The organism is Herbaspirillum sp. SJZ099 (genome assembly GCF_007828355.1).
In the GTDB taxonomy this organism is placed as follows: Bacteria; Pseudomonadota; Gammaproteobacteria; order Burkholderiales; family Burkholderiaceae_D; genus Herbaspirillum.
This window is the reverse complement of sequence record NZ_VIUO01000001.1, coordinates 285,853-309,611: the sequence shown is the minus strand read 5'-3', so window position 1 is coordinate 309,611 and position 23,759 is coordinate 285,853. Positions and strand designations below refer to the sequence as shown.

At 63.6% G+C, this 23,759-nt stretch carries 22 protein-coding genes; 1 reads left to right on the top strand and 21 read right to left on the bottom strand.

The window, feature by feature from the left end:
• Positions 1-16 precede the first annotated feature (16 nt).
• The 6 genes from FB597_RS01325 to FB597_RS01300 all read right to left on the bottom strand — a co-directional run bounded on the left by FB597_RS01325 (position 17) and on the right by FB597_RS01300 (position 5,437).
• Positions 17-679, bottom strand: a complete 663-nt coding sequence (locus tag FB597_RS01325; protein WP_141913003.1) for a site-2 protease family protein — start codon at positions 677-679, stop codon at positions 17-19.
• Between the two features lie 90 nt (positions 680-769).
• A complete protein-coding gene (locus FB597_RS01320) occupies positions 770-1,405 on the bottom strand; it encodes an L-threonylcarbamoyladenylate synthase (RefSeq protein WP_141913000.1) in 636 nt (211 codons plus the stop codon).
• 101 nt (positions 1,406-1,506) lie between these two features.
• Positions 1,507-2,382: a protease HtpX gene (gene htpX, locus FB597_RS01315; protein WP_141912998.1), complete on the bottom strand. Its 876-nt coding sequence runs from the start codon at positions 2,380-2,382 to the stop codon at positions 1,507-1,509.
• A 63-nt stretch (positions 2,383-2,445) separates the two neighbouring features.
• Entirely contained in the window at positions 2,446-3,288 is an 843-nt protein-coding gene (locus FB597_RS01310; RefSeq protein ID WP_141912996.1) for a 3',5'-nucleoside bisphosphate phosphatase, read from the bottom strand.
• 125 nt (positions 3,289-3,413) lie between these two features.
• On the bottom strand, positions 3,414-4,328 hold the full coding sequence (locus FB597_RS01305) for an alpha/beta fold hydrolase (protein WP_141912994.1): 915 nt from the start codon (positions 4,326-4,328) through the stop codon (positions 3,414-3,416).
• 92 nt (positions 4,329-4,420) lie between these two features.
• On the bottom strand, positions 4,421-5,437 hold the full coding sequence (locus FB597_RS01300; protein WP_141912991.1) for a patatin-like phospholipase family protein: 1,017 nt from the start codon (positions 5,435-5,437) through the stop codon (positions 4,421-4,423).
• A 196-nt stretch (positions 5,438-5,633) separates the two neighbouring features.
• On the opposite strand from FB597_RS01300, the gene FB597_RS01295 reads away from it, so the two are divergent.
• Positions 5,634-6,230, top strand: coding sequence for a TIGR00730 family Rossman fold protein (locus FB597_RS01295; RefSeq protein ID WP_141912989.1), 597 nt, complete (start codon positions 5,634-5,636; stop codon positions 6,228-6,230).
• 128 nt (positions 6,231-6,358) lie between these two features.
• On the opposite strand, the gene FB597_RS01290 is transcribed toward FB597_RS01295, so the two are convergent.
• The 15 genes from FB597_RS01290 to FB597_RS01220 all read right to left on the bottom strand — a co-directional run bounded on the left by FB597_RS01290 (position 6,359) and on the right by FB597_RS01220 (position 23,740).
• Positions 6,359-7,600, bottom strand: a complete 1,242-nt coding sequence (locus tag FB597_RS01290; RefSeq protein ID WP_144767700.1) for a cystathionine gamma-synthase family protein — start codon at positions 7,598-7,600, stop codon at positions 6,359-6,361.
• A gap of 170 nt (positions 7,601-7,770) precedes the next feature.
• Complete coding sequence (purF, locus tag FB597_RS01285) at positions 7,771-9,288, bottom strand: amidophosphoribosyltransferase (protein WP_141912983.1); 1,518 nt, start codon at positions 9,286-9,288, stop codon at positions 7,771-7,773.
• Positions 9,289-9,357: 69 nt separating this feature from the next.
• Entirely contained in the window at positions 9,358-9,858 is a 501-nt protein-coding gene (locus FB597_RS01280) for a CvpA family protein (RefSeq protein WP_141912981.1), read from the bottom strand.
• Between the two features lie 31 nt (positions 9,859-9,889).
• Positions 9,890-10,825, bottom strand: a complete 936-nt coding sequence (locus tag FB597_RS01275) for an SPOR domain-containing protein (protein ID WP_141912979.1) — start codon at positions 10,823-10,825, stop codon at positions 9,890-9,892.
• Positions 10,826-10,979: 154 nt separating this feature from the next.
• Positions 10,980-12,302 carry a bifunctional tetrahydrofolate synthase/dihydrofolate synthase gene (gene folC, locus FB597_RS01270; protein ID WP_141912977.1) on the bottom strand — a complete coding sequence of 441 codons (1,323 nt, stop codon included), beginning with the start codon at positions 12,300-12,302 and terminating at the stop codon, positions 10,980-10,982.
• Between the two features lie 87 nt (positions 12,303-12,389).
• Positions 12,390-13,259 (bottom strand): acetyl-CoA carboxylase, carboxyltransferase subunit beta, encoded by an 870-nt coding sequence (gene accD, locus FB597_RS01265; RefSeq protein ID WP_141912975.1) that lies wholly within the window; start codon positions 13,257-13,259, stop codon positions 12,390-12,392.
• Positions 13,260-13,442: 183 nt separating this feature from the next.
• Positions 13,443-14,240: a tryptophan synthase subunit alpha gene (gene trpA / locus FB597_RS01260; protein WP_141912972.1), complete on the bottom strand. Its 798-nt coding sequence runs from the start codon at positions 14,238-14,240 to the stop codon at positions 13,443-13,445.
• A gap of 83 nt (positions 14,241-14,323) precedes the next feature.
• Positions 14,324-15,583: a tryptophan synthase subunit beta gene (trpB, locus tag FB597_RS01255; RefSeq protein WP_141912970.1), complete on the bottom strand. Its 1,260-nt coding sequence runs from the start codon at positions 15,581-15,583 to the stop codon at positions 14,324-14,326.
• Between the two features lie 25 nt (positions 15,584-15,608).
• Positions 15,609-16,277 (bottom strand): phosphoribosylanthranilate isomerase, encoded by a 669-nt coding sequence (locus FB597_RS01250; protein ID WP_141912968.1) that lies wholly within the window; start codon positions 16,275-16,277, stop codon positions 15,609-15,611.
• 52 nt (positions 16,278-16,329) lie between these two features.
• Positions 16,330-17,247 carry a tRNA pseudouridine(38-40) synthase TruA gene (locus FB597_RS01245; RefSeq protein ID WP_141912965.1) on the bottom strand — a complete coding sequence of 306 codons (918 nt, stop codon included), beginning with the start codon at positions 17,245-17,247 and terminating at the stop codon, positions 16,330-16,332.
• A gap of 139 nt (positions 17,248-17,386) precedes the next feature.
• A complete protein-coding gene (locus FB597_RS01240; protein WP_144767697.1) occupies positions 17,387-19,960 on the bottom strand; it encodes a FimV/HubP family polar landmark protein in 2,574 nt (857 codons plus the stop codon).
• Positions 19,961-20,478: 518 nt separating this feature from the next.
• On the bottom strand, positions 20,479-21,591 hold the full coding sequence (asd, locus tag FB597_RS01235; RefSeq protein ID WP_141913342.1) for an aspartate-semialdehyde dehydrogenase: 1,113 nt from the start codon (positions 21,589-21,591) through the stop codon (positions 20,479-20,481).
• Positions 21,592-21,698: 107 nt separating this feature from the next.
• Positions 21,699-22,769 (bottom strand): 3-isopropylmalate dehydrogenase, encoded by a 1,071-nt coding sequence (gene leuB / locus FB597_RS01230; RefSeq protein ID WP_141912960.1) that lies wholly within the window; start codon positions 22,767-22,769, stop codon positions 21,699-21,701.
• 89 nt (positions 22,770-22,858) lie between these two features.
• Positions 22,859-23,506, bottom strand: coding sequence for a 3-isopropylmalate dehydratase small subunit (gene leuD / locus FB597_RS01225; RefSeq protein WP_141912958.1), 648 nt, complete (start codon positions 23,504-23,506; stop codon positions 22,859-22,861).
• 102 nt (positions 23,507-23,608) lie between these two features.
• A complete protein-coding gene (locus tag FB597_RS01220; RefSeq protein WP_141912956.1) occupies positions 23,609-23,740 on the bottom strand; it encodes an entericidin A/B family lipoprotein in 132 nt (43 codons plus the stop codon).
• Positions 23,741-23,759 lie beyond the last annotated feature (19 nt).

Sequence of the window (23,759 nt, the reverse complement as noted above, 5' to 3'; positions counted from 1 at the left end):
TCTTGGCGGTGGCGGTTCAATGGAACAGGAAAGTGATCGGGTACGTGATCAGTTGCAGCAACAGGCTTGCGGCATACATGACCGGCGCCATCCACCAAGTGTAGATCACCTTGAGCAGCACCAGCGCCATCACGATGAAAAAGCCGTAGGGTTCGATCTGCGCGAACTTATACGCATATTTGTTCGGCAACAAGCTGGTCAGCACACGACCGCCGTCCAGCGGCGGGATCGGGAACAGGTTGAAGGCAAACATGACCAGGTTGGTCAGCACCCCGGCCTTGGCCATGAGCATGAAGAACTCTTCCTGCACGCCGCCCAGCGCCAGCCCGTAGATCACCAGCGTCCACAGCAGCGCCATCAGGAAATTGGCGCCCGGCCCGGCCAACGCGACCCATGCCATGTCGCGCTTGGGACGGCGCAAATGGCCGAAATTGATCGGTACCGGTTTGGCGTAGCCGAACAGGAAGGCGCCGCTGGTGGCGAAATACAGCAGTACCGGGATCAGGATGGTGCCGAAGGGGTCGATGTGCTTGAGCGGATTGAGGCTCATGCGCCCCATCGAATAAGCCGTGTTGTCGCCGAAAAACCTTGCCGCGTAGGCGTGCGCTGCCTCGTGCAGTGTAATGGCGAACAAAACGGGAAGCGCATACACCGCGACAGTCTGGATGAGATCGTTCATGGGCGGGGATTTTATCAGAGAGGCAAGAGCGGGCCGGGGAAATTCCAAAACTTCGGAACCCTGCCCTGGCGGAGCATTACAGACAGATGTTCAGGCAGCCTGCAAGCCGAAGATGCCGGCATCGCCCCGGCCCTGGCGCACCAGCACCACTTCGTTGTCGTCGGTCAGGTCGATCACCGTGGTGGGCTCCAGGCTGCAGGCGCCGCTGTCGATCACCAGTTCGATCTGCTTTTCCAGCCGGGCGCGGATGTCGTCGGCGTTGGTCAGCGGCAATTCGTCGTCCGGCAGGTTCAGGGTGGTGCCCAGCAGCGGCTGGCCCAGTTCTTCCAGCAGCATGTGGGCGATGCGGTTCTGCGGCACGCGCAGGCCGATGGTCTTGCGCGAAGGGTGGGACAGGCGGCGCGGCACTTCCTTGGTGGCTTCCAGGATGAAGGTGTAGGCGCCCGGCGTGGCCGCCTTGAGCAGGCGGTACTGGCGGTTGTCGACCTTGGCGTACTGGGAGATTTCAGACAAGTCGCGACACAGGAGCGTCAGGTGGTGCTTGTCGTCCACGCCGCGGATGCGGCGCACGCGTTCGACCGCGTCCTTGTTGTCCAGCTGGCAGACCAGCGCGTAGCAGGAATCGGTCGGCAAGGCGACCAGGCCTCCCTGATGGATGATCTGCGCCGCTTGCTTGATCAGGCGCAGTTGCGGATTGTCGGGATGGATTTCGAAAAACTGACTCATGACATCACTTCCAGTATCACTTCCAATGCATAGGCCATCGGCCATCGTCAAAAAATGCAAAACGGCGGTGTCGCCACCGCCGTTCCTGTCGTTCCGTTATGTTAACGCTGGCCGCGCAGGGCTGCGATACGCTGCTCCAGCGGCGGGTGCGTCGAAAACAGCTCCATGATACCCGGCTTGTCGCTGATGCCCATGGCCGCCATCGATTGCGGCAGGCCGTCGGGCGTGAAACCGCCCAGCCGCGCCAGTGCCTGGATCATCGGCTGCGGGCTGCCCAGGAGGCGCGCCGAGCCGGCATCGGCACGGAATTCGCGGTGGCGCGAAAACCAGGCCACGATGATCGAGGCGCCGATGCCGAACACGACCTGGCACACCATCACGGTCACCATATAGCCGATGCCGGGGCCGGAACTATCATTATTGCGGCGCAGGGCCGAGTCGACAAAATAGCCGACCACGCGCGAGAGGAAGACCACGAAGGTGTTCACCACGCCCTGGATCAGCGTCATGGTCACCATGTCGCCGTTGGCGATGTGGGCGACTTCGTGGCCCAGCACCGCCTCCACTTCATCCTTGGTCATGCCTTGCAAGAGCCCGGTGGACACCGCCACCAATGCCGAGTCGCGGAAGGCGCCGGTGGCAAAGGCATTGGGTTCGCCCTCGTATACCGCTACCTCGGGCATGCCGATGCCGGCGCGCTGGGCCAGCGTGCCAACGGTCTGCACCAGCCACACCTCGGTGCCGTTGGCCGGCGTTTCGATCACGCGCGCGCCGGTCGACCACTTGGCCATGGTCTTGCTCATCAACAGGGAAATGATCGACCCGGTAAAGCCGACCACCAGCGAAAACACCAGCAGCATCGGCAAGTTCAGGCCGGCCTGCGTGAGGAAACGGTCCACGCCCAGCAACGACAAGATGACGCTCATCACAACCAGCACGGCAATGTTGGTCGCAACAAACAGCAAGATTCGTTTCATTGGGAAAACTCCTATCTGGAAAGTGGTTATTAGATAGGATTCTAATACCGGAAATTCAAGAGCTTACAAATCCCAGTCATGCCATACCGGGGTCAACCCCTTGGGCAGCGGCGGCAACGCCCCCAAATCGACCCGCGATTCGCCCGGCCCGTGGAAATCGGAACCCATCGAGGCCAGGAAACCGTAACTGCGCGCTACCTGCGCATATTCCTCGTATTGCTCCGGGGTATGGCTGCCGGTATTGACTTCGATGGCGGCGCCGCCCAACTGCTTGAATTCGTCGAACAGCGCGCAGAATTGCGTCTGCGTGTACTGGTAGCGCCCCGGATGGGCGATCACCGCCACGCCGCCGGCGCCGCGGATCCAGTCCACCGATTCCTTCAGCGTGGCCCAGCGGTGCGGCACGTAGCCAGGCTTGCCTTCGGTGAGGTAATTGGCGAATACCTCCCGGGTATCGCCGCAGTGCCCGGCCTCGACCATGTAGCGCGCGAAGTGCGTGCGCGAGATCAGGTCGGGATTGCCGACGTGCCTGAGCGCGCCTTCGAAGGCGCCGCAAATGCCGACCTTTTCCAGCCCGCTTGCAATCTCGCGCGCACGGCGTTCACGGCCGTTGCGCGTGGCGTACAAGCCCTCGATCAGCGTCCGGTTGGTTTCATCGACCCGCAATCCCACGATATGCACCGTCTGGCCGGCCCAGGTGACCGAGATTTCCACGCCGGGGATGTAGCGCATGCCCAGCGCCTCGGCCGCCGCGCGCGCGCGCGCCACGCCGCCCAGTTCGTCATGGTCGGTCAGCGCCCAGACATCGACGCCGTTGGCTTTGGCGCGCGCCGCCACCTGTTCCGGCGACAGCAGGCCGTCGGAGACGTTGGAATGGCAATGCAGGTCGAACTTGAGTTGGGACATAAGCAATGAAGCGCGCTGAAATCCGGACGGGCCGCTTGTGGCGGCAGCCGGTCAGGCTGGCTGCAAAAACGGGATGTAAACGTTGTCCATTGTACTCCCCATCCGCCTCCCGCGCCGCCGCCGGCTCAGGCCGGCCGGGCCAGGAAGCGCTCGACCAGCGCCGCCAGCAGCTCGGGCTGGTCGTGGTGCAGCATATGGCCGGCGTCGCCGATCATCTCTACCTGCACCTTGGGAATGAAACCGATGCGGCGATCGATCTCGTCGCGCATCAGCGCATGCTGGCCGAAGAAGCGCCAGATATCGCTCTCCTTGGCCTCGACCCACAGCACCGGCGCCGTGATCTGGCTCCAGCAGGCCATCATTTCGTCGACACGGTACAGGATGGGGCTGACCTGCTTATGCGCCGGATCACCCAGGATCTGCCACAGGCCGGCCGCATCCTGCGCCGCCCAATGCGGCGCCAGAAAGGCGGCGCGCTCGTCGGACAGCCGCACATTGTTCTTTTGCAGCCGTGCGGCCACCTCTTGCAGCGAATCGTAGCCGCGCATGAGCGGCCGGTTGCGCACCTCGTCCATCCATTGCGCGAAGCGGCCCGGCGCCTGCTCTGCCCTGGCCGAAGGCAGGCCCAGGCCTTCCAGGTTGATCAGCCGGCGGATGCGTTGCGGCCGCACGCCGGCATACAGGGTGGCGACGTTGCCGCCCATGCTGTGGCCCAGCAGGTCGACGGCCTCTTCGGCCTCTGCGCCGGCATAGTGCGCCAGGATGGCATCGAGATCGGCCAGGTAATCGGGAAACCAGTAGGAGTCGGCATGGGTGCGCTCGGACAGGCCGAAGCCGCGCCAGTCGGGAGCGATCACATGCCAGTCGCCCTGCAGCGCATCGACCATGAACTGGAACGAGGCCGACACATCCATCCAGCCATGCAGCATGAAGAGCTTCGGCGCACCGGGGTCGCCCCAGTGGCGCACGTGGTAGCGCAGGCCGCGCACCTGCAGGAATTCCGATCGGGATGGCTTATCGTGGGCGCCGGGCTGGGTCATGGTCGTCTTTGTCGTGCTGCATGGATGAAGCAGCAGAGTATAGACAAATTAGAACGATCGTGCGCGAAGCATCACAACAATGCCGAAGCGGTTCATTGCAGGAAGCGTCCCAGGTCGAAGGTGGACTCCTTCCCGATACGGGCGAAGTTCTGCTCCAGCCATTCCGACGCCCGCTCGCGCCCCTGCTGGTGCAGGCTGCGGATGAAGCTGGCTTGCGTATTGAGCTTGGAGAGGTTGCTCAACTGCTCCATCAGTTCATTGGCATCGATCATGTGCATGTTGAGCTGGCGCAGGCGCCGCTCCAGCGAACCGAAGGCCACCGCGGAATTCTCGGCCTCGCGCTTGGCCAGCGCCAACCCGCCCAGCTCGGTGAAGAAGGCCGAACTGAAGCTGATCTCCGACAGCCGCTGGCCGATATCGTGGCTGGAGGTTGGCGTTCCCCCGCGCCGGCTGGGATGCAGCAGCACCACCATCACATCGCGCGCGGAACAGGCATGCAGCAGCGGGAAGATCGGCGGATTGGCGGTCAGGCCACCATCCCAGTAGGCCTCGCCGTCGATCTCGATGGGCCGGTGCAATGAAGGCAGGCAGGCCGAGGCCAGCAACACGTCCACCGACAGCTCGCGGTTGCGGAAAATCTTCAGGATGCCGGTGCTGACCTGGGTGGCGGCGATGAACAGCTTGACATCGCGCTGCTCGCGCAGGCGTTCGAAATCGACCTGCTCGGTGAGGATGTCGCGCAGGGGATTGATGTCCAGCGGGTTCAACTGCGCGGGAGAGAAAAAGCGCGTCATCGCCAGCAAGGTCCGCATGCCCGGCATGGGCGCGGGATTGGGCACGGCCGCGGCAAAGTCCGGCTGGATGAAATCGAAGGGTTCGCGCGTGGAGAGGCTGGTCCAGAAGCGTTCCAGCGCGGCGCGCGCGCCTTCGCGTCCATCCTGCACATAGCCTTGCGTCATCACCACCGCGTTCATGGCGCCGGCAGAAGCGCCGCTGATGCCCTCGAACTCAAGCCGGCCATCCTCCAGCAGGCGATCCAGCACGCCCCAGGTAAAGGCGCCGTGCGAACCGCCGCCCTGCAAGGCCAGACTGACGATCTTGTTTTGCATGATGTCCTTTCGAGACCTCCCACCGGATACACCGCCATCCTGCCGCTATGTCATCCTTCTGTCATCGGGCAAGTTTATGCTGCACCGCACTAAGAGCATGGTATAACATGTTCTGAGATTAAATGGAGTGTTTGCTTTCCGGCAAAGAAACACAACAGCCATTTGCCATTGTATTGACGGACATTGCAGAGGACACATGAAATCGATTTGCGTATATTGCGGTTCTTCCCCCGGCGCTACCCCGGCGTATGCCGACGCGGCGCGCAAGCTGGCCCAGGAAATGGTCAAGAACAACATTGCGCTGGTGTATGGCGGCGGCAACGTCGGCCTGATGGGCATCATCGCCACTGAAATCATGAAGCTGGGCGGCGAAGCCACCGGCGTCATCCCCAAGGCGCTGCTGGACAAGGAACTCGGCCACAACGGCCTGACCCGCCTGCACATCGTCAAGGACATGCACGAACGCAAGGCCATGATGGCCGAACTGTCGGACGGCTTCGTCGCCATGCCCGGCGGCATGGGCACGCTGGAAGAGCTGTTCGAGGTGCTGACCTGGGCGCAACTGGGCTTCCACTACAAGCCGATCTGCCTGTACAACGTGGAAGGCTTCTACAACAACCTGATCGCCTTCGTCGACCATCTGGTGTCGCAGCGCTTTGTCAGCGCCGACCAGTCCAAGCTGATGATGCATGAGGCCGATCCGGCGGTGCTGATCGAACGTTTCCAGACCTTCAAGCCCAGCTATATCACCAAGTGGGCCGACCGCGAAGCGGTGGCCAATCTGGTGCCGTAACCGGCAACGTTGCCAAGGCATCGACGCCTGCTCAACATGACTGTCTCCCGGCGTTGGCCGGGACGACTGCAACAAAAATGCCCGCCTCTTTCGAGCGCGGGCATTTTTTATTTCAGCCTCGGCGGCGCTCAGGCATCCAGCGCCTGGCGGAAATCCCCGACCAGGTCGTCGGTGTCTTCCAGTCCCACCGACACGCGGATCAGCGATTCGGCGATTCCCATGCCGGCGCGGCGCTCGGCGCCCATCTCGTAGAAAATGGTATGCGCCACCGGGATCACCAGCGTACGGGTGTCGCCCAGGTTGCTGGACGGCACCGCCAGTTGCAAACGGTTCAGGTAGTCGAAGCAGTCGATGCCGTCCTTCAGTTCGAACGACAGCAGGCTGCCGTAGGAGCGGAACAATTGCTTCGACAGCGCATGCTGGGGATGCGACGCCAGGCCGGGGTAGTACACCGCCGCCACGCGATCGTCGGCGTCCAGCATCTGCGCCAGCGCCAGCGCGTTCTTGCATTCGCGCTCCAGGCGCAGCGCCATGGTTTCGGCGCCGACCGCGATGTGGTGCGCCGCTTCCGGGCCCAGCGACGCGCCGAAGTCGCGCAAGGCCTTGGCGCGGATCTGCGCCATGCCCCACTGCGGCGCCGGGTTCTTCTTGTAGCTGTCGGCGATATGCGGATAACGGGTCCAGTCGTATTCGCCGGTATCGGTCAGCGCGCCGCCCAGCGCATTGCCGTGGCCGGCGATCGACTTGGTCAGCGAGTTGACCACCAGGCCCGCCCCCACCGCCTTGGGCTGGAACAGGTAAGGCGAGGTCATGGTGTTGTCCACCACGTAGAGGATGCCGCGCTGGCGGCACAGCTCGCCGATGCGCTGCAGCTCCGCCACCTGGGTGCGCGGGTTGGCGATGGTCTCGACGAACACCAGGCGCGTTTGCGGGGTGATCGCGGCTTCCACGTTCTTCACATCGGTGGCATCCACCATCGACACCTTGGCGCCCTGCGCGTCCACCGTCATCCACAGGCTGTTGGTATTGCCGAACAGGAAGGCCGACGACACCACATGATCGCCCTCGCGCAACAGGCCCTGGACGATGGCGCCGATGGCGGCCATGCCGGTGGCGAAGCAGATGGTGGACTTGCCGCCTTCCATCTTGTTGATCTTGTCTTCCAGCGCGGCGACCGTCGGGTTGCCTTGGCGGCCGTAGCGGTAGCCGGGCTGCTTGCCCTGGAACACTTCGGCCAGTTGGCGCGCATCCTTGTAGCCGAAGGCCACCGAGGTGTGGATGGGCTTGTGCAGCGAACCGTGCTCGATGTCTTTTTGCCGGTCGCTGTGCAGGATGGTGGTGGTGAAGCCGTAGGTCTTTTTATCGTTCATCGCGGAATCGGGAAATGCAGGGGTTGGGCAGGAGTTGGGCCAGCGGCACGCAACCGGTGACGGGAATCCGAAATGATAAGCCAGTTTGGCGGCATCCGCTCCAATGAAAAACGCCGGCGCCGCGTGAGCGGCAACCGGCGTCGTTTCCTGGCGGCGCGAGGGGTATCGGATCAGTCCACGCGCGCCAGGTTCAGGTTCAGCTGCGAGCGCACCACATCTTCCAGCGCCGGCTTCGGGTTCTTGCGGGCGTACTCGATGCGGTCGAGGTATTCCTGCGTGATGTCGCCGGTGATGTAATTGCCGTCGAAGCAGGAAGCCTCGAAGTTCTTGAGCGCCGGATTGCATTCCGAGATGGCGCGTTTCATCGCTTCCACGTCCTGGTACACCAGCGAGTCGGCGGTGATCTCGCGGCATACTTCTTCCTCGGTGCGGCCGTAGGCGATCAGTTCGTCGCGCGTAGGCATGTCGATGCCGTAGACGTTGGGGAACTTCACCGGCGGCGCGGCCGAAGCGAAGATCACGTTCTTGGCGCCGGACTCGCGCGCCATTTGCACGATCTCGCGGCTGGTGGTGCCGCGCACGATGGAGTCGTCCACCAGCAGCACGTTCTTGCCCTTGAATTCGCTGCCGATGGCGTTCAGTTTCTGGCGCACCGATTTGCGGCGCAGCGCCTGGCCCGGCATGATGAAGGTGCGGCCGATATAGCGATTCTTGATGAACCCTTCGCGGTATTCGATGCCCAGCTTCAGGGCCAGCTCCATAGCGGCCGGACGCGAGGAATCGGGGATCGGCATGACCACGTCGATCTCGCCGTGCTTGAACTCGCGGCGGATCTTGTCGGCCAGGAACTCGCCCATCTTCAGGCGGGTGCCATAGACCGAGGCGCCATCGATGATCGAGTCCGGACGGGCCAGGTAGACGTATTCGAAGGCACAGGGGTTCAGCGTCGGGTTCTCGGCGCATTGCTGGTTGTACAGCTTGCCGTCGTTGTCGATGAAGATCGCCTCGCCCGGCATGACGTCGCGCAGGAAGCGGAAGCCCATGCCTTCCAGCGCCACCGACTCGCTGGCCATCATGTATTCGATGCCCTTGTCGCTCTCGTTGAAGCCCAGGCACATCGGACGGATGCCGTACGGGTCGCGGAAGCCCAGCAAGCCGTGGCCGGCGATCTGCGCCACCACCGCGTAGGAGCCGCGTACGCGCTTGTGCACCATGGCCACCGCCTTGAACAGCGCCGCCGGATCCAGCGAGTAGCCGGTGGTGGCCAGTTGCAGTTCGTGCGCCAGCACGTTCAGCAGGACTTCGGTGTCGGAATCGGTGTTGAGGTGGCGGCGATCGTTCTTGAACATCTCGATCTTCAACTGGTCCGCATTGGTCAGGTTGCCGTTATGCGCCAGGATGATGCCGAACGGCGCGTTGACATAGAACGGCTGCGCCTCTTCTTCGCTGGACGAACCGGCGGTCGGGTAACGCACCTGGCCGATGCCGGTGTTGCCGGGCAGCGAGCGCATGTTGCGGGTGCGGAACACGTCGCGCACAAGGCCGTTGGCCTTGTGCATCGAGAAACCCTGGTGATGGTTGGTGGCGATGCCCGCCGCATCCTGGCCGCGGTGCTGCAGCAGCAGCAGCGCGTCGTACAGCATTTGGTTGACGGGGCTATGAGAGACGATACCGACGATGCCACACATGGTGGACTCCTAACGAAAAACGAAAACGAAAATGAACCGCTACTGCAAACCGCGACCGATGCCGTGGCATCAGACAGGGACGGAAAAACTCACATGCTCGGCAAACTTGCCCGGGAGGAACGGCATCACCGACAGCGCCGCCTCTTCCACCCACGGGCTCAATACCGCATCTTTCCAGAATGGCTGCTGCGGGATCGAGGTGGTGCCGCACAACAACGCCACCGCCACCACGATCAGCACACCGCGCGCCACACCGAAGATGCTGCCAAATCCCCTGTCGACCAGCGTCAGTCCGCTGGCCTTGATCAATTCGCTCAAGGTTCTCGATACCAGCGCCATCAACAGCCGGGTACCGATGAACAAGGCGATGAATGCCACAATCAGTCGTGTCGATTCGCCGGGCACCGCTTCCGGCAGCATGGCCGCCAGCGCTTCGCCATAGGCATTGGCCACCACCAGCGCCACGATCCAGCTCGCCAGCGACAGCACTTCGCGCACCAAGCCTCGCAAGGTGCCGATGATGACCGAACAGGCCATCACCAGCAGCACCAGGTAGTCAAAGATCGTCACGATGACAATATGGCGCTATCGGCGCTCAAATTCAAGCCGGAATGATGGTCGCATTCAGGCCCAGCTTCTTGATGCGGGCGCCCATCTTCTCGGCCTCGTCGCGGCTGGCAAACGGGCCGACGCGGATGCGCGTGCGGTCGCCCGACTGGGTCGCGATCTTCTGCGTGAAGGAATGGATGCCGGCGCCACTGAGCTTGTTGCGCAATTCATTGACCTTGTCCTGGGTCGCCAGCGCGGCGACCTGGATCACGAACTTGCCGCCGGCCGCCGCCGGTTTCTTGTCGGCGCCGGAGGCCGACTTGCCTTCCAGGATCGCCAGTGCGCGCGCATCGTCGCCCTGCTCGGCCGCCTTGGGCTTGGGTGTTTCCTTCTTCGGCGCTTCCTTCTTCGCTTCTTCCTTGCGCTCGGCCGCGGCCGGTTTCTTTTCTTCCGGCTTGGCGGCGGGTTTCTCCGCCGGCCTGGATGGGGCCGCCGGGGCTGCCTGCGCCGCCGCGGCAGGCGCCGGGTTGACGCTGGTCGGCTCGACGATTTCTTCCTTCTGGTCCAGGGCCGACGCCGCCGACGCCAGCTTCTCGCCGCCAGGTTGCGCGCCCTGGTCGGACTGCGCGCCGCCAGCGATGGCATTGGCGGCCGGCTGGTCCTTGGATGGAATCTGGATGGCGATGTCTTCGTTCAGGGACTTCGGCTCGGAATCGAGGATCATCGGCAGCACGATGACTACCGCCAGCGCCAGCGCCACGGCCCCGATCAGGCGGCGGCGGGCGCGTTTCTTTTCCGGCAGCAGCGGGTCGGCTGCGGCTTCCTTGCCGGCCTTGCCGCGTCCGCCCGGGGCACGGCCCGGCGTATTGGATGCGCGGTTGCTGCGGCTGCGCAGAACCGATGTTTCCTCCGCGGAACGCGAACGGAATTCGCCCTGGTCTGAAGCAGATTCCTGCTTGTTTTTACGGAAAAACGAGAACAAGCCCATGCGGAGTCGAATTGAATTGATCTGAATGTCTGAAAAAACTGCCCGGCACATCAGGCCCTGGCGCGGCTGGGAGGGTATTCACCCGTCTGTCTGGCATGCGCGCCTTGCTTGCGGATGCGGCGCGCGTATGCCGGCCTCTGGATCCGTTCCGGAATCAGTGCAAACCGGGACGGCGCACTTGCATCACGCCCGCCACGGTAAGGAAGGATCCGAAAACCACAATTCTATCATTCTCCCCTGCTCTGCTCAGGGCATTTGCGTACGCGGCAGCGGGCGTGTCGAAGGTCTCGATGCTGCGCGCCGCATCGGGCTTGAATTCCGGCTCCACGCCGGCTTCCAGCAGGGCATCCTTGAGTTGTTGCGCCGTAGCAGCGCGCGGCAGCGGCAAATCGGTCACGCACCAGTGATCGATCTTGTCCTTGAGGTGGCCGATGACGCCTTCGATATCCTTGTCCAGCATGGAACCGAACACCGCATAGGTGTAGGGATGAAAGCCCATGTTGTCGAGGTTTTGCGCCAGCGTGGCGGCCGCGTGCGGGTTGTGCGCCACGTCCAGGATCACCAGCGGCTGGCCCGGCAGCACCTGGAAGCGCGCCGGCAGTTCGACCGTGGCCAGGCCCGTGCGCACGTCCTGCGCGCCCACCGGCAATACCTCGCGCAGCGCTTCCAGCGCGGCCAGCGCGGCCGATGCGTTCAATATCTGGTTGGCCCCGCGCAAGCTCGGGTAAGCCAGCGAATTGCGGCGCATGCCGCGTCCGCCGTAGGCCCATTGCTGCTTGTCACCCTGGTAATTGAAGTCGCGCCCCAACAGCCACAGGTCGGCGCCGATCTTCTCGGCATGGGCAATGAGCGACTTGGGTGGCACCGGATCGCCGCAGACGGCGGCCTTGCCGGGACGGAAGATGCCGGCCTTCTCGAAGCCGATCTCCTCGCGCGTGTTGCCCAGGTATTCGGTGTGGTCGATGTCGATGCTGGTGACGATGGACACATCCGCATCCACTACGTTGACCGCATCCAGCCGGCCGCCCAGGCCGACTTCCAGGATCGCCACGTCCAGCCTGGCGTCGGCCAGCAGCTTCATGATGGCCAGCGTGGTGAATTCGAAATAGGTCAGCGAGACGTCGCCGCTTTCAATGCGTCCCGCTTCCACGGCGTTGAAGGCGGCGATCAGTTGGGCGTCGCTGGCCATGTCGCCGTCGATGCGGGCGCGCTCGTTGAAGTGCAGGAAATGCGGCTTGATGTAGAGGCCCACGCGGTAGCCGGCGCGCCTCAGGATCGATTCCAGCATGGCGCAGGTCGAGCCCTTGCCGTTGGTGCCGGCCACCATGATGACCGGGCAGTCGAACCGGATATCGAGCTTCTGCTTGACCTGCATGACGCGATCCAGCCCCATGTCGATCTGCTTGAAGTGGCGCTGCTCCAGCAGGGCCAGCCATTCGTTGAGGCTGCTAGGGGTTGGGGATGCTTGCGATGTCATGGCGCCGCTCGATGGAAAAAACAAATCTGCAAAAAACAAAGCCCGGATTTGCTGTCCAGCAAATCCGGGCCTGAAGTATACCGCGTATCAGGAAATGGTTTCGGCCGCCTGGTTTTGCAGCAGGGCCAGCAAATGGGCGATTTCCTCGCGCATCTGGCGGCGGTCGACGATCATGTCGATGGCGCCCTTGGTCACCAGGAATTCGGCGCGCTGGAAGCCTTCCGGCAGTTTCTCGCGCACCGTGTTCTCGATCACGCGCGGGCCGGCAAAGCCGATCAGCGCACGGGGCTCGGCCATCACCACGTCGCCCATGAAGGCGAACGAGGCCGACACGCCGCCCATGGTGGGGTCGGTCAGCACGCTGATGAACGGCAGTTTCTTTTCCGACAACTTGGTCAGCATGGCAGTGGTCTTGGCCATCTGCATCAGCGACAGCAGGCCTTCCTGCATGCGCGCGCCGCCGGTGGCGGTGATGCAGATGAACGGCACTTTCTGCTCCAGCGCCGCCTGGGCGCCGCGGGTGAAGCGCTCGCCGACCACCGAGCCCATGGAGCCGCCCATGAATTCGAATTCGAAGCACGCCACCACAACCGGCAGGGTCATGATCGCGCCGCCCATGACCACCATGGCATCGGTTTCGCCGGTGGATTCCATGGCGTCCTTGAGACGGTCGGGGTACTTCTTGCTGTCCTTGAACTTGAGGGTGTCGACCGGCAGCGCCTCCTGGCCGATCTCATAGCGGCCGCCTTCGTCGAGCAGGGCATCGAGACGAGCGCGGGCGCGGATGCGCATATGGTGGCTGCACTTGGGGCAGACGTGGAGATTGGACTCCAGGTCGGTACGGTAAAGCACTGCTTCGCAGGAGGGGCACTTGACCCACAGGCCTTCCGGGATAGCCTTGCGGCTGGTGGAGCCGCGTTGAATCTGGGGTGGCAATAACTTCTCGAGCCAGCTCATAGAGTCCTCTTTCAAATTTCCGGTGGCGCATTGTACCAGAGGCCGCCAACGACGCACGTAAAGCCAGGCAAGGCTGGCCGGAGGGCCTTTCCGGGGCATCCGGCCCGGCAGGGTTGCCAAAAAAGAAAGCCTCCGGAGGCAAACCGGAGGCGTTTTTCATGCCGCACGGCAATGCCGGCCGTCTCAGCTGTCCAGCGCCCGGCGGATATCGGCCACGAAGGCCTGCACCGCTTCGCATGCCTTGTTGGGCGGCGTGTTTTCCAGTTCCGAGATGATGCGGCTGCCGATCACCACCGCGTCCGCCGCCGCGCCCACCGCTTTCGCGGTAGCGCCGTCGCGGATGCCAAAGCCCACGCCGATCGGCAGCTTGACGTGCTGGCGGATGGCGGCGATGCGTTCGGCCACTTCGGCCGTGTCGATATGGCCGGCGCCGGTCACGCCCTTGAGCGACACGTAGTATGAAAAGCCGCTGCTGACCTTGGCCACCTGGCGGATGCGCTCCTCGGTCGAGGTCGGCGCCAGCAGGAAGATCGGATCCATGCCGTTGGCCTGCATCTTCTGCGCAAACTCTTCGCACTCTTCCGGCGGATAGTCGACCACGATGGTGCCGTCCACGCCCGCCTCCCTGGCGGCCGCGATGAAGGCATCGATGCCAAAGCGCTCGATCGGGTTGGCGTAGCCCATCAGCACCACCGGGGTATGGCTGTTGGTCTGGCGGAATTGGCGCACATAGCCGAGCACGTCGCGGGTGCTGACGTTGAACTTCAGGGCGCGCTCGCAGGCGCGCTGGATCACCGGGCCCTCGGCCATCGGGTCGGAGAACGGCACGCCCAGTTCGAGGATGTCGACGCCGCCGGCCACCAGCGCGTGCATCAGCGGCACGGTCAGTTCCGGCGCCGGGTCGCCGGCGGTGATGAAGGTAATCAGGGCCTTGCGCTTCTGCTCGGCCAGCTTGGAGAAAGTCGGTTGGATTCTGGACATGGTCTTTGCGTGTTCCGTGGTTGTTCAGGCTGCATGCCCGGACGGCAGGGCCGGCCGGGCCACGTGAGGCATCCGGCCGGGGCTTAGCCCTGGCGCTGCTGCACGGTATGCATATCCTTGTCCCCCCGGCCGGACAGGTTGGCCAACACGATCTTGTCCTTGGGCAGCGTGGCCGCCAGCTTGGCCGCGTAGGCCAGCGCGTGGCTGGACTCCAGCGCCGGAATGATGCCCTCGATGCGGCAGCAGGTGTTGAACGCCTCCAGCGCCTCTTCGTCGGTGATGCATTCGTAGCTGGCGCGGCCGCTGTCCTTCAACCATGCGTGTTCCGGGCCCACGCCCGGATAGTCGAGGCCGGCCGAGACCGAATGGGTCTCGATGATCTGGCCGTTCTCGTCCTGCAGCAGGTAAGTGCGGTTGCCGTGCAGCACGCCCGGCGAGCCCAGCGTTAGCGAGGCCGAATGGCGGCCGGTATCCAGGCCGTCGCCGGCGGCTTCGACGCCCACCAGCTTGACGTCCTGGTAGTCGATGTAAGGGTAGAAGATGCCCATGGCGTTGGAGCCGCCGCCCACCGCCGCCACCACGTAGTCGGGCTGGCGCGCGGCGATCTCGGGCATCTGCACGATGCACTCGTTGCCGATCACCGACTGGAAGTCGCGCACCATCATCGGGTAGGGATGCGGGCCGGCCACGGTGCCGATGATGTAGAAGGTCGACTCGACGTTGGTGACCCAGTCGCGCATGGCTTCGTTCAAGGCATCCTTGAGCGTCTTGGAGCCGGACTCCACCGGCACCACCTTGGCGCCCAGCAGGTTCATGCGGTAGACGTTCTGCAGCTGGCGCTTGACGTCCTCGCTGCCCATGTAGACGATGCACTCCATGCCGAAGCGCGCGCAGATGGTGGCGGTCGCCACGCCATGCTGGCCGGCGCCGGTCTCGGCGATGATGCGCTTCTTGCCCATGCGCTTGGCCAACAGGGCTTGGCCGATCACGTTGTTGATCTTGTGGGCGCCGGTGTGGTTCAGGTCTTCGCGCTTGAAGTAGATCTGCGCGCCGCCGGCCAGTTCGGACCAGCGCCTGGCGTGGTAGATCGGGCTCGGGCGGCCGACGAAGTGCTTCAGCTCGGTGTGGAACTCGGCCAGGAACTGCTCGTCATGCTGGTAGTGGGCGTAGGCTTCGCGCAGCTCGGTCAGGGCCAGCGTCAAGGTCTCGGCCGCGAAGCTGCCGCCGTAGGGGCCGAAGTGGCCGCGCGCGTCGGGCATGTTGTAAGGCGCCGACTGGTGCAAGGCGGCGGGTGCAATGGCTTGGCGCTCGGCGAAGTTGCCGAGCGGATTGAGTTCTTTCATGGAAATCCTCTGTACAGGTTGCGCGCTACGCTTGCGTAGCATCCGCCAGGCGAACCGCTTGTATGAAGGCGGCAATCCTGGCGGCATCCTTGATGCCCTTGGCGGCTTCGACACCGCTGCTGATGTCGACCGCATAGGGACGAACGCCAGCCACCGCCTCAGTGGCGTTGTGCACGCTCAAGCCACCACTTAAAACGGCCCGAGGCGCGAGTTCTTTTGGAATGACTGACCAATCGAAGACCTTTCCGCTGCCGCCATATTGCTCGACCAGGGTGTCGAGCAGCAAGCCGTTGAAGAACGGGCTGGCAGAGCGATATTGAAGCTCGTATTCTAGCAAATCAGCAGGCTGCGTAGCGCTTCCGATGCGCGCGGCGCGCATGAAGGGGCGCACCACGGCGGCGGCGATAGCCGCGCATTGCTGCGGCGTCTCGTCGCCGTGGAATTGCAACAGCGTCAACGGCACCTGCGCCAGCACTGCCCTCACCTCTTCGACGCTCGGGTTGACGAACAGCCCGACCGTGCTGACGAACGGCGGCACGCCGGCGGCCAGTTCGGCGGCCTGCTGCGCGGTCACATAACGCGGACTCTTGGGGTAGAACACGAAACCGACGGCATCGGCCCCGCTGGCCACGGCGGCGGCGACGTCTTCCTTGCGGGTCAGGCCGCAGATCTTGATTCGGGTACGGTGGGTCATGGCAATGGCACCTGCGATAGTTATCGGTTGTTCATGGGCTGGGGTGTCGCCGCTACAACCAGGGCCAGGCGCGCGCTTCCTGCGGCAGGGCCCAGGTGTCGGGATAGTCGACGCGCGCCAGATACAAGCCGTCCGGCATGAAGGTCGGCGCGGCGCGGCTGCGGTCGCGCTGGGCCAGCACCTGGGCGATCCATTCCGGCGGCTGATTGCCGTTGCCCACGAAGATCAGCGAACCGACGATGTTGCGCACCATGTGGTGCAGGAAGGCATTGGCCTTCAAGGTGAATACGATCATATCGCCGTGGCGGCGCACGGTGATGCTTTCCATCTGCCGCACCGGCGACTTGGCCTGGCATTCGACCGCGCGAAAACTGGTGAAGTCGTGCTCGCCGATCAGGTGCTGCGCGGCCCGGTGCATGCGTTCGGCATCCAGCGGACGGAAGGTCCAGCCGGCCTTGCCGGCCAGCAGCGGCGAGCGCACCGGATGGTTGTACAGCACATAGTGATACGTGCGCGCCACCGCGGAAAAGCGTGCGTGGAAACCGAATTGCGCCGGCATGGCGGTGCGGCCGGCGCCGTGCGCCTCTTCCGTCTGCGCGGCCAAGGCGGCAATGGCGGCATCGTCCACATAAGGCAGTTCGCAAGCCCAGCGCACGGCAATGCTCGGCGGCAAGAAGGCATTGGTGCCGCGTACCCATGAGAACAGGTCGCGCGCGATGGCCGTGTCGAAATGCACCACCTGCTCCAGCGCATGCACGCCCGAGTCGGTACGGCCGGCGCAGGTAGTGGCGATGCGCTGCAGGGTGAAACGCTCCAGGGCGGCTTCCAGCTGGTCCTGCACCGTCTGGCGGTGCGGCTGGGTCTGCCAGCCCTGCCATTGCGAGCCGTCGTATTGCACGCCCAGCGCCACGCGGCGCAGGCCTGCGCCCTGTTCTGCCGCCGCGCCCGATTGTCCTGATGTATCTGTCATTGCCTTGGTGTGTATTGCACGTATTACATGTATTGCATGTATTGCACGCATGCGGCCCCGCTATGCGGGACCACAAAAACAAACGGGCACCTCATGCGAGGCGCCCGCGAGATGGAGCTATTGTAATCGCTCGATGCGTTCAGGCCAGTTTCGACAGCATGTCCTTGGCCCGCGCCACCTGGGCGTCGTTGCCGCCGCGCGTGACTTCTTCGAGCAATTCGCGCGCGCCTTCCTTGTCGCCGATCTCCTGGTACGCAGCGGCCAGATCCAGCTTGGTGGTCATTTCCGCCTCGAAAGCCGATTCTTCATCCTCTTCCAGCAGGTTGGCCGACGGCGACGGCGCCGGGGGCTCGGCCGGCAAATCCAGGTCGAGGTCGGCCAGGCTCATGGCCGGCTTGGCATCATCGCCGCTGTCGAGCAAGGATGAGGCGGAAGTCGATGCGGGCAGGATCGGTTCGTTGTCGTCCGGCTTGGCGCCATTCTCCAAGTCCAGATCGAAATCGATATCCTTGCCCAGGTCGACCGCCGGCATGGCCGCGGATGGCTGGATCTCGGCGCCCTTGAAGTCGCTCAGGTCGAACTCCATGCCCGGCTCTTCCGGCTCGGGCGCTGCCGGCGCTTCGGGCGTGCCGCCGTACAGGGGATTGGTCGGATCGAGCACGATGCCCAGGCTGGCGGCCTTGACCCATGCCTCATTCAGGCCGCCGCTCAGTTGATGCAGGTCGAGGGCGACCTTGTTGAAACTGTCCACGTCCTGGCGCTTGGCGTAGATTTCCAGCAGCTTGGAATGCAGCGCCTGGCGTTCGGGTTGGGTCTGCAAGGCCAGCTTGAGGATATCCTCGGCCTGTTCGTCGCGGCCGTAAGCGATGTACATGTCAGCCTCGGCGATCGGATCGACCGGGCCTTCCTCCTCGGCCGGCGCCGCTTCCGCCGCCGGTTCTTCTGCCGCGGCTGGCGGCACGGGCTCGGCATCGACAGCAGCATCGGCCTCAGCTACGGCCGCAGTTGCCGCCGCCGGGGGGGCAGACGCAGGCTCAGGCTCCGCGGCGTCTTCCGCCGCGGGCTCTTCCGCCTTTTTCTTGCGGCGGCGCAGGCCAACCACGCCCAATGCCGCGACCAGCAGCGCGGCAGCGCCGCCGACACCCGCGAGGATGTACGGGTTCTCCCGCACGCTGTCGATGAAGCCGGACTTGGACTCCGGCTTGGCAGGCGCCGGGACGGCTGGCGTTGCCGGCGCAGGGGCGGCCGGAGCCGGCGCCGCCTCGGGCTCGGCCGGTTTCTCGCCAGGCTTGGCGGCATCCGGTGCCGGCGCGGCCTGGGCGGCATCGGCCGGCTTCTGCTGCTCGCTCAGGTCGGCGATGGCCTTGTTCTTCATTTCCAGCAGCTTCTGGAGATCGCTGACGTTCTTCTCAAGCTCCTTGACGCGGTCATTGGCCTCGGACAGCGCGCGCTCGGCCGCCGCCTTCTCTTCGGCCGAACCGGCATTGCCGGTATTGCCCTTGCCGCCGTTGGCGCGCGACAGTTCCAGCCGGTCTTTGGCGGACGCTGTGCCGGAACGCTCCTCCACCCGGGTAGTGATCTTGCCGCCTGCGCTGCGGCGGTCGGCGCCAGGCTTGCCGGCGGGTGCGTTGGCGACCTGCGCGGCCAGCTTGTTGCGGTAGGCGTTGAAATCCTGCGCTTGCGCCACCACCATGCCATGCGCTTCATCCTGGTCGACTGCCGACGCCGTCGGCTGGTCGGGGAGCGCCAGGATGTGGCCGGCCCGCAGGCGGTTGATGTTATTGCCCATGAATGCGTCAGGGTTGGCGCGGTACAGCGCGATCAGCATCTGATCCAGCGAGACGTTGGCCTGCTTGTTGCGCAAGGCGATGCCGGCCAGGGTGTCGCCCTGCTTGACACGGTACTCCGCTGCCTTGCCCGCCGCAGGCCGCGCCACTTCGCCCGACGCCGCCTGCCCTGCCGCCACCGGCACGGCCCCGGGGCTGGCAGACTCAGGCGTAGCGGCCGGGGATGCTTGCTGGCGACGGATCAATTCTTCGGCCAATGCCGATGGGGCCGGACGCTGGACAATCGTGGTCGCGGGCTCTTCGCCGCTGGCCGGAATCTGCGCGCGCGCCGCTGGCGCCGGCGTTGCCTCGGCAGCCACTGTCGTCGGCGCCGGCCGGGCAGGCACTACCTGCTGCAACGCCGGGGACGGCGCCTCGGATGCAGCCGCTGGCGTCGATTCAGCCTTGGCGGCCGTCGCGCCCGGCGTCAACGGCGCGACCTGGGCATTGCGCGGCGTCTTGCTGTCGGCGGGGTCGAGCAGGAAGGTGTATTCGCGCACCAGTTTCGAATTGCCGGCCGACAGTTCCAGCAACAGGTCGACAAACGGCTCGCTGACCGGCTGCGACGAGCTGATGCGAATGAAATGGCGTCCCTGGCGCTGTTCGACAGCGAAACTCAGCGACGACAGGATGGGGTTGTAATCGACGTTGGCGCGGCTGAATGCCTCGGCCGACGCCAGCTTGGCCGAAAGCTTGTCCGCCTCGTCGGCGCCCACCGAGGTGACTTCGATCTCGGCGCGCAGCGGCTGGCCCAGGGAAGACAGCACGGTCAGCTTGCCCAGGCCGGCGGCATGCGCGCCCAGCGGGATGGCCAGCGCCAATGCCAGCGCGGCGCTGAGTTTCTTGATCTGTGACAGGGGGAGCGTCTTGTTTGTATTCAGAGGCATGTTTTATATGGCGTAGAGAAACGTTCCGCTAAGAACCCGTCACGCTCTTGTTCAATCAAATGGAAGCGGTGATTGGTGCATGTTGACGCCCGGATCCCGGATGTTGCGCCGGTTCCGGCTCTGCTCTGTACCCATCGGCAGCCCCACCGGGGAGCATGCCTCTCGCAGGGGGCGAAGAGTCAGGCTTCAGACCCATTTCATCAACTCCAGCAAATTCAGCCTGTTGGCTTGCCCGCATCAGCAATGGCGCCAGCGATCTTTACTGGGCCATCCCGCCGGCATGCCAGCCACATTTTGTTGGCTTTCATGAAATGAATTTAGATTTTCAACTTATCATCAAGAACTTACACCCGCAAGTGTAACCAAGTTCTCAAGACGAGAAAAACCCGCCAGTCACCACTTGCATGGTCACTGGCGGGCTATTGTTGCAGACTGACAACGATGTAGGCAAGCCCCAGGGCCTGTTACCAGGCCCTAAACGCATCAAACCCGCCTATCCGGCCGACTGCCGGGCAAACCTAGTTCAGGTTGCCCAGGATGATGCGCAACATGCGGCGCAGCGGTTCGGCCGCGCCCCACAGCAGTTGGTCGCCGATCACGAAGGCCGAGATGTATTCCGGCCCCTGGTTGAGCTTGCGCACGCGGCCCACGCCGATTTCCAGGCCGCCGGTGATGGCCGCCGGAGTCAGTTCCTTGACCGTGACCGGACGCTCGTTCGGCACCCATTTCACCCACTGGTTGCCGGCGCGGATGATCGATTCGATTTCCGACAGCGGCAGGTCGCGCTTCAGCTTGATGGTCAGCGCCAGGCTGTGGCAACGCATCGCGCCGATACGCACGCACAGGCCGTCGACCGGGATGATCTTCTCGTTGCCGAGGATCTTGTTGACTTCGGCCTGGCCCTTCCACTCTTCCTTGGACTGGCCGTTTTCCAGCTGCGCGTCGATCCAGGGGATCAGGCCGCCGGCCAGCGGCGCGCCGAAAAACTCGGTCGGCACGTCTTCGCGGATGGTCTTGGCGACCTTGCGGTCGATGTCCAGGATCGCCGACGACGGCGTGGCCAGTTCATCGGCCACTGCCGCGTTGATCACGCCCATGCCCTTCAACAGCTCGCGCATATGGTTGGCACCGCCGCCGGAAGCGGCCTGGTAGGTCATGGAACTGACCCACTCGACCAAACCTTCCTTGAACAGGCCGCCCACGCCCATCAGCAGGATGGAGTTGGTGCAGTTGCCGCCGATGTAATTCTTGACGCCCTTGGCCAGCGCGTCCTTGATCACATTGTTGTTGACCGGATCCAGCACGATCACCGCATCATCCTTCATGCGCAGGGTCGACGCCGCATCGATCCAATAACCGTCCCAGCCGGCCGCGCGCAGCTTGGGGAAGATCTCGGTGGTGTAGTCGCCGCCCTGCGCGGTAATAATGATGTCGCATTTTTTCAGCTCTTCAATGCTGTTGGCGTCTTTCAGCGTCGTTGCCGTTTTGGCGAACGACGGCGCTTTGCCGCCTGCATTCGAGGTCGAGAAAAATACCGGTTCGATGTGATCGAAATCACCCTCGTCCTGCATGCGTTGCATCAGGACCGAACCCACCATTCCACGCCAGCCAACCAAACCAACCAGTTTCATCATCTTTCCCTATTAGTAAATCCTAGAACTTCCATGGTTATCAACGTCGATTGAACACATTTGCCGGACCATCCGGCGAGCAACCCGCCTTGCGGCGGGATTGTCCTTTAGCCAAGCGCCTTGACCACGGCCTCGCCCATCTGCTGGGTATTGACCTTGGTGGTGCCTGCTTCATAAATATCGGCGGTGCGCAGGCCTTGCGCAAGCACTTTCTTCACCGCGTTCTCGATACGGTCGGCCTGTTGGGCCTTGTTCAGCGAGAAACGCAACATCATCGCCGCCGACAGGATGGTCGCCAGCGGATTGGCGATGCCCTTGCCCGCGATGTCCGGCGCCGAACCGTGCGACGGTTCGTACAGGCCCTTGTTGTTGGCGTCCAGCGAGGCCGAGGGCAGCATGCCGATCGAGCCGGTCAGCATGGCCGCGGCGTCGGACAGGATGTCGCCGAACATGTTGCCGGTCACGATCACGTCGAAGTTCTTCGGCGCCTTGACCAGTTGCATCGCGGCATTGTCAACGTACATGTGCGACAGCTCGACCTCCGGATACTCCTTGCCGACCTCGGTCACGATGTCCTTCCAGAACTGGAAGGTTTCCAGCACGTTGGCCTTGTCCACGCTGCACAGGCGCTTGCCGCGCTTGGCCGCAGCCTGGAAAGCGACGTGCGCGATGCGGCGGATTTCCGGTTCGGAATAGCGCATTGTATCGAATCCTTCGCGCGCGCCCTTGAACGGGCCGTCCGGCGCTTCGCGCATGCCGCGCGGCTGGCCGAAATAGATGTCGCCGTTGAGTTCGCGCACGATCAGGATATCGAGGTTCGCCACCAGCTCGGGCTTGAGCGAAGAGGCGCCGGTCAGTTCCGGATAGCAGATCGCCGGACGGAAGTTGGCGAACAGCTGCAGGTGCTTGCGCAGGCCCAGGATGGCCTGCTCCGGGCGCAGCGCGCGCTCGAGCTTGTCGTACTTCCAGTCGCCCACCGCGCCGAACAGGATGGCGTCGGCTTCCTTGGCCAGCTTGAGGGTGCCGTCCGGCAGCGGATGTCCATGCGCCTCGTAGCCGGCGCCGCCGACCGGTGCGGTTTCCATCTCGAACTTTTCGCCCAGCGAATTCAGGACGCGCACGGCCTGGTCGACGATTTCGGGACCGATGCCGTCACCCGGCAGGATTGCAATCTTCATGGCACTCTCTTTTCTCAAGATGGTTCAAAGGTTATGAATGACAAGGGCGGTCATCTGACCGCCCTGCTTTGCTGTACCGCCTACGACCCTCAGATCGTGTTGCTCAGCCAGGGCTGTTCGTGCAGGTGTTTCTCTTCGTAAGCACGAATGATGTCCGATTTGCGTAGGGTCAGGCCGATGTCGTCGAAACCGTTGATCAGGCAGTACTTGCGGAACTCGCTGATCTCGAACGGGAAAGCCTGGCTGCCGTTGGCGGTGGTGACGACCTGCTTTTCCAGGTCGATGACCAGACGATAGCCCGGGAAGGCCTTCACTTCGTTGAACAGGTGGTCGATCTGCTGCTCCGGCAACACGATCGGCAGCAGGCCGTTCTTGAAGCAGTTGTTGAAGAAGATGTCCGCGAAGCTGGGCGCGATCACGGCGCGAAAGCCGTACTGGTCCAGCGCCCACGGCGCATGTTCGCGCGAGGAGCCGCAGCCGAAGTTCTTGCGCGCCAACAGGATCGAGGCGCCCTGGTAGCGCTCCTGGTTGAGCACGAAGTCGGGATTGAGCGGGCGCCTGGAATTGTCCATGCCCGGCTCGCCGTGGTCGAGGTAACGCCATTCGTCGAACAGGTTGGGGCCGAAGCCGCTGCGCTTGATCGACTTCAGGAACTGCTTCGGGATGATCGCATCGGTATCGACGTTGGCGCGATCCAGCGGTGCAACCAGGCCGTCATGGACGATAAATTTATTCATGGCACTGAGTCGGCGCGACATGCACAAACGGCAAGCGCGCCCTTCCTATTTGCTGTTCAACTGTTGGCCGCTCCGCCATGGCGTGCGGAGCGGTCTTTCCTGTTACTTCTTGCTGGCGTCCTGCATCTTTTCGCCGACGGTCTGCACATCCTTGCCGAAACCATCGACGGTATTGCAACCGGCCAGCGAACCGAGCGCGGCAAACAACAGGAACAGGGCGGAGATTTTTCTCATGGTTTTCTCTCTATTACAG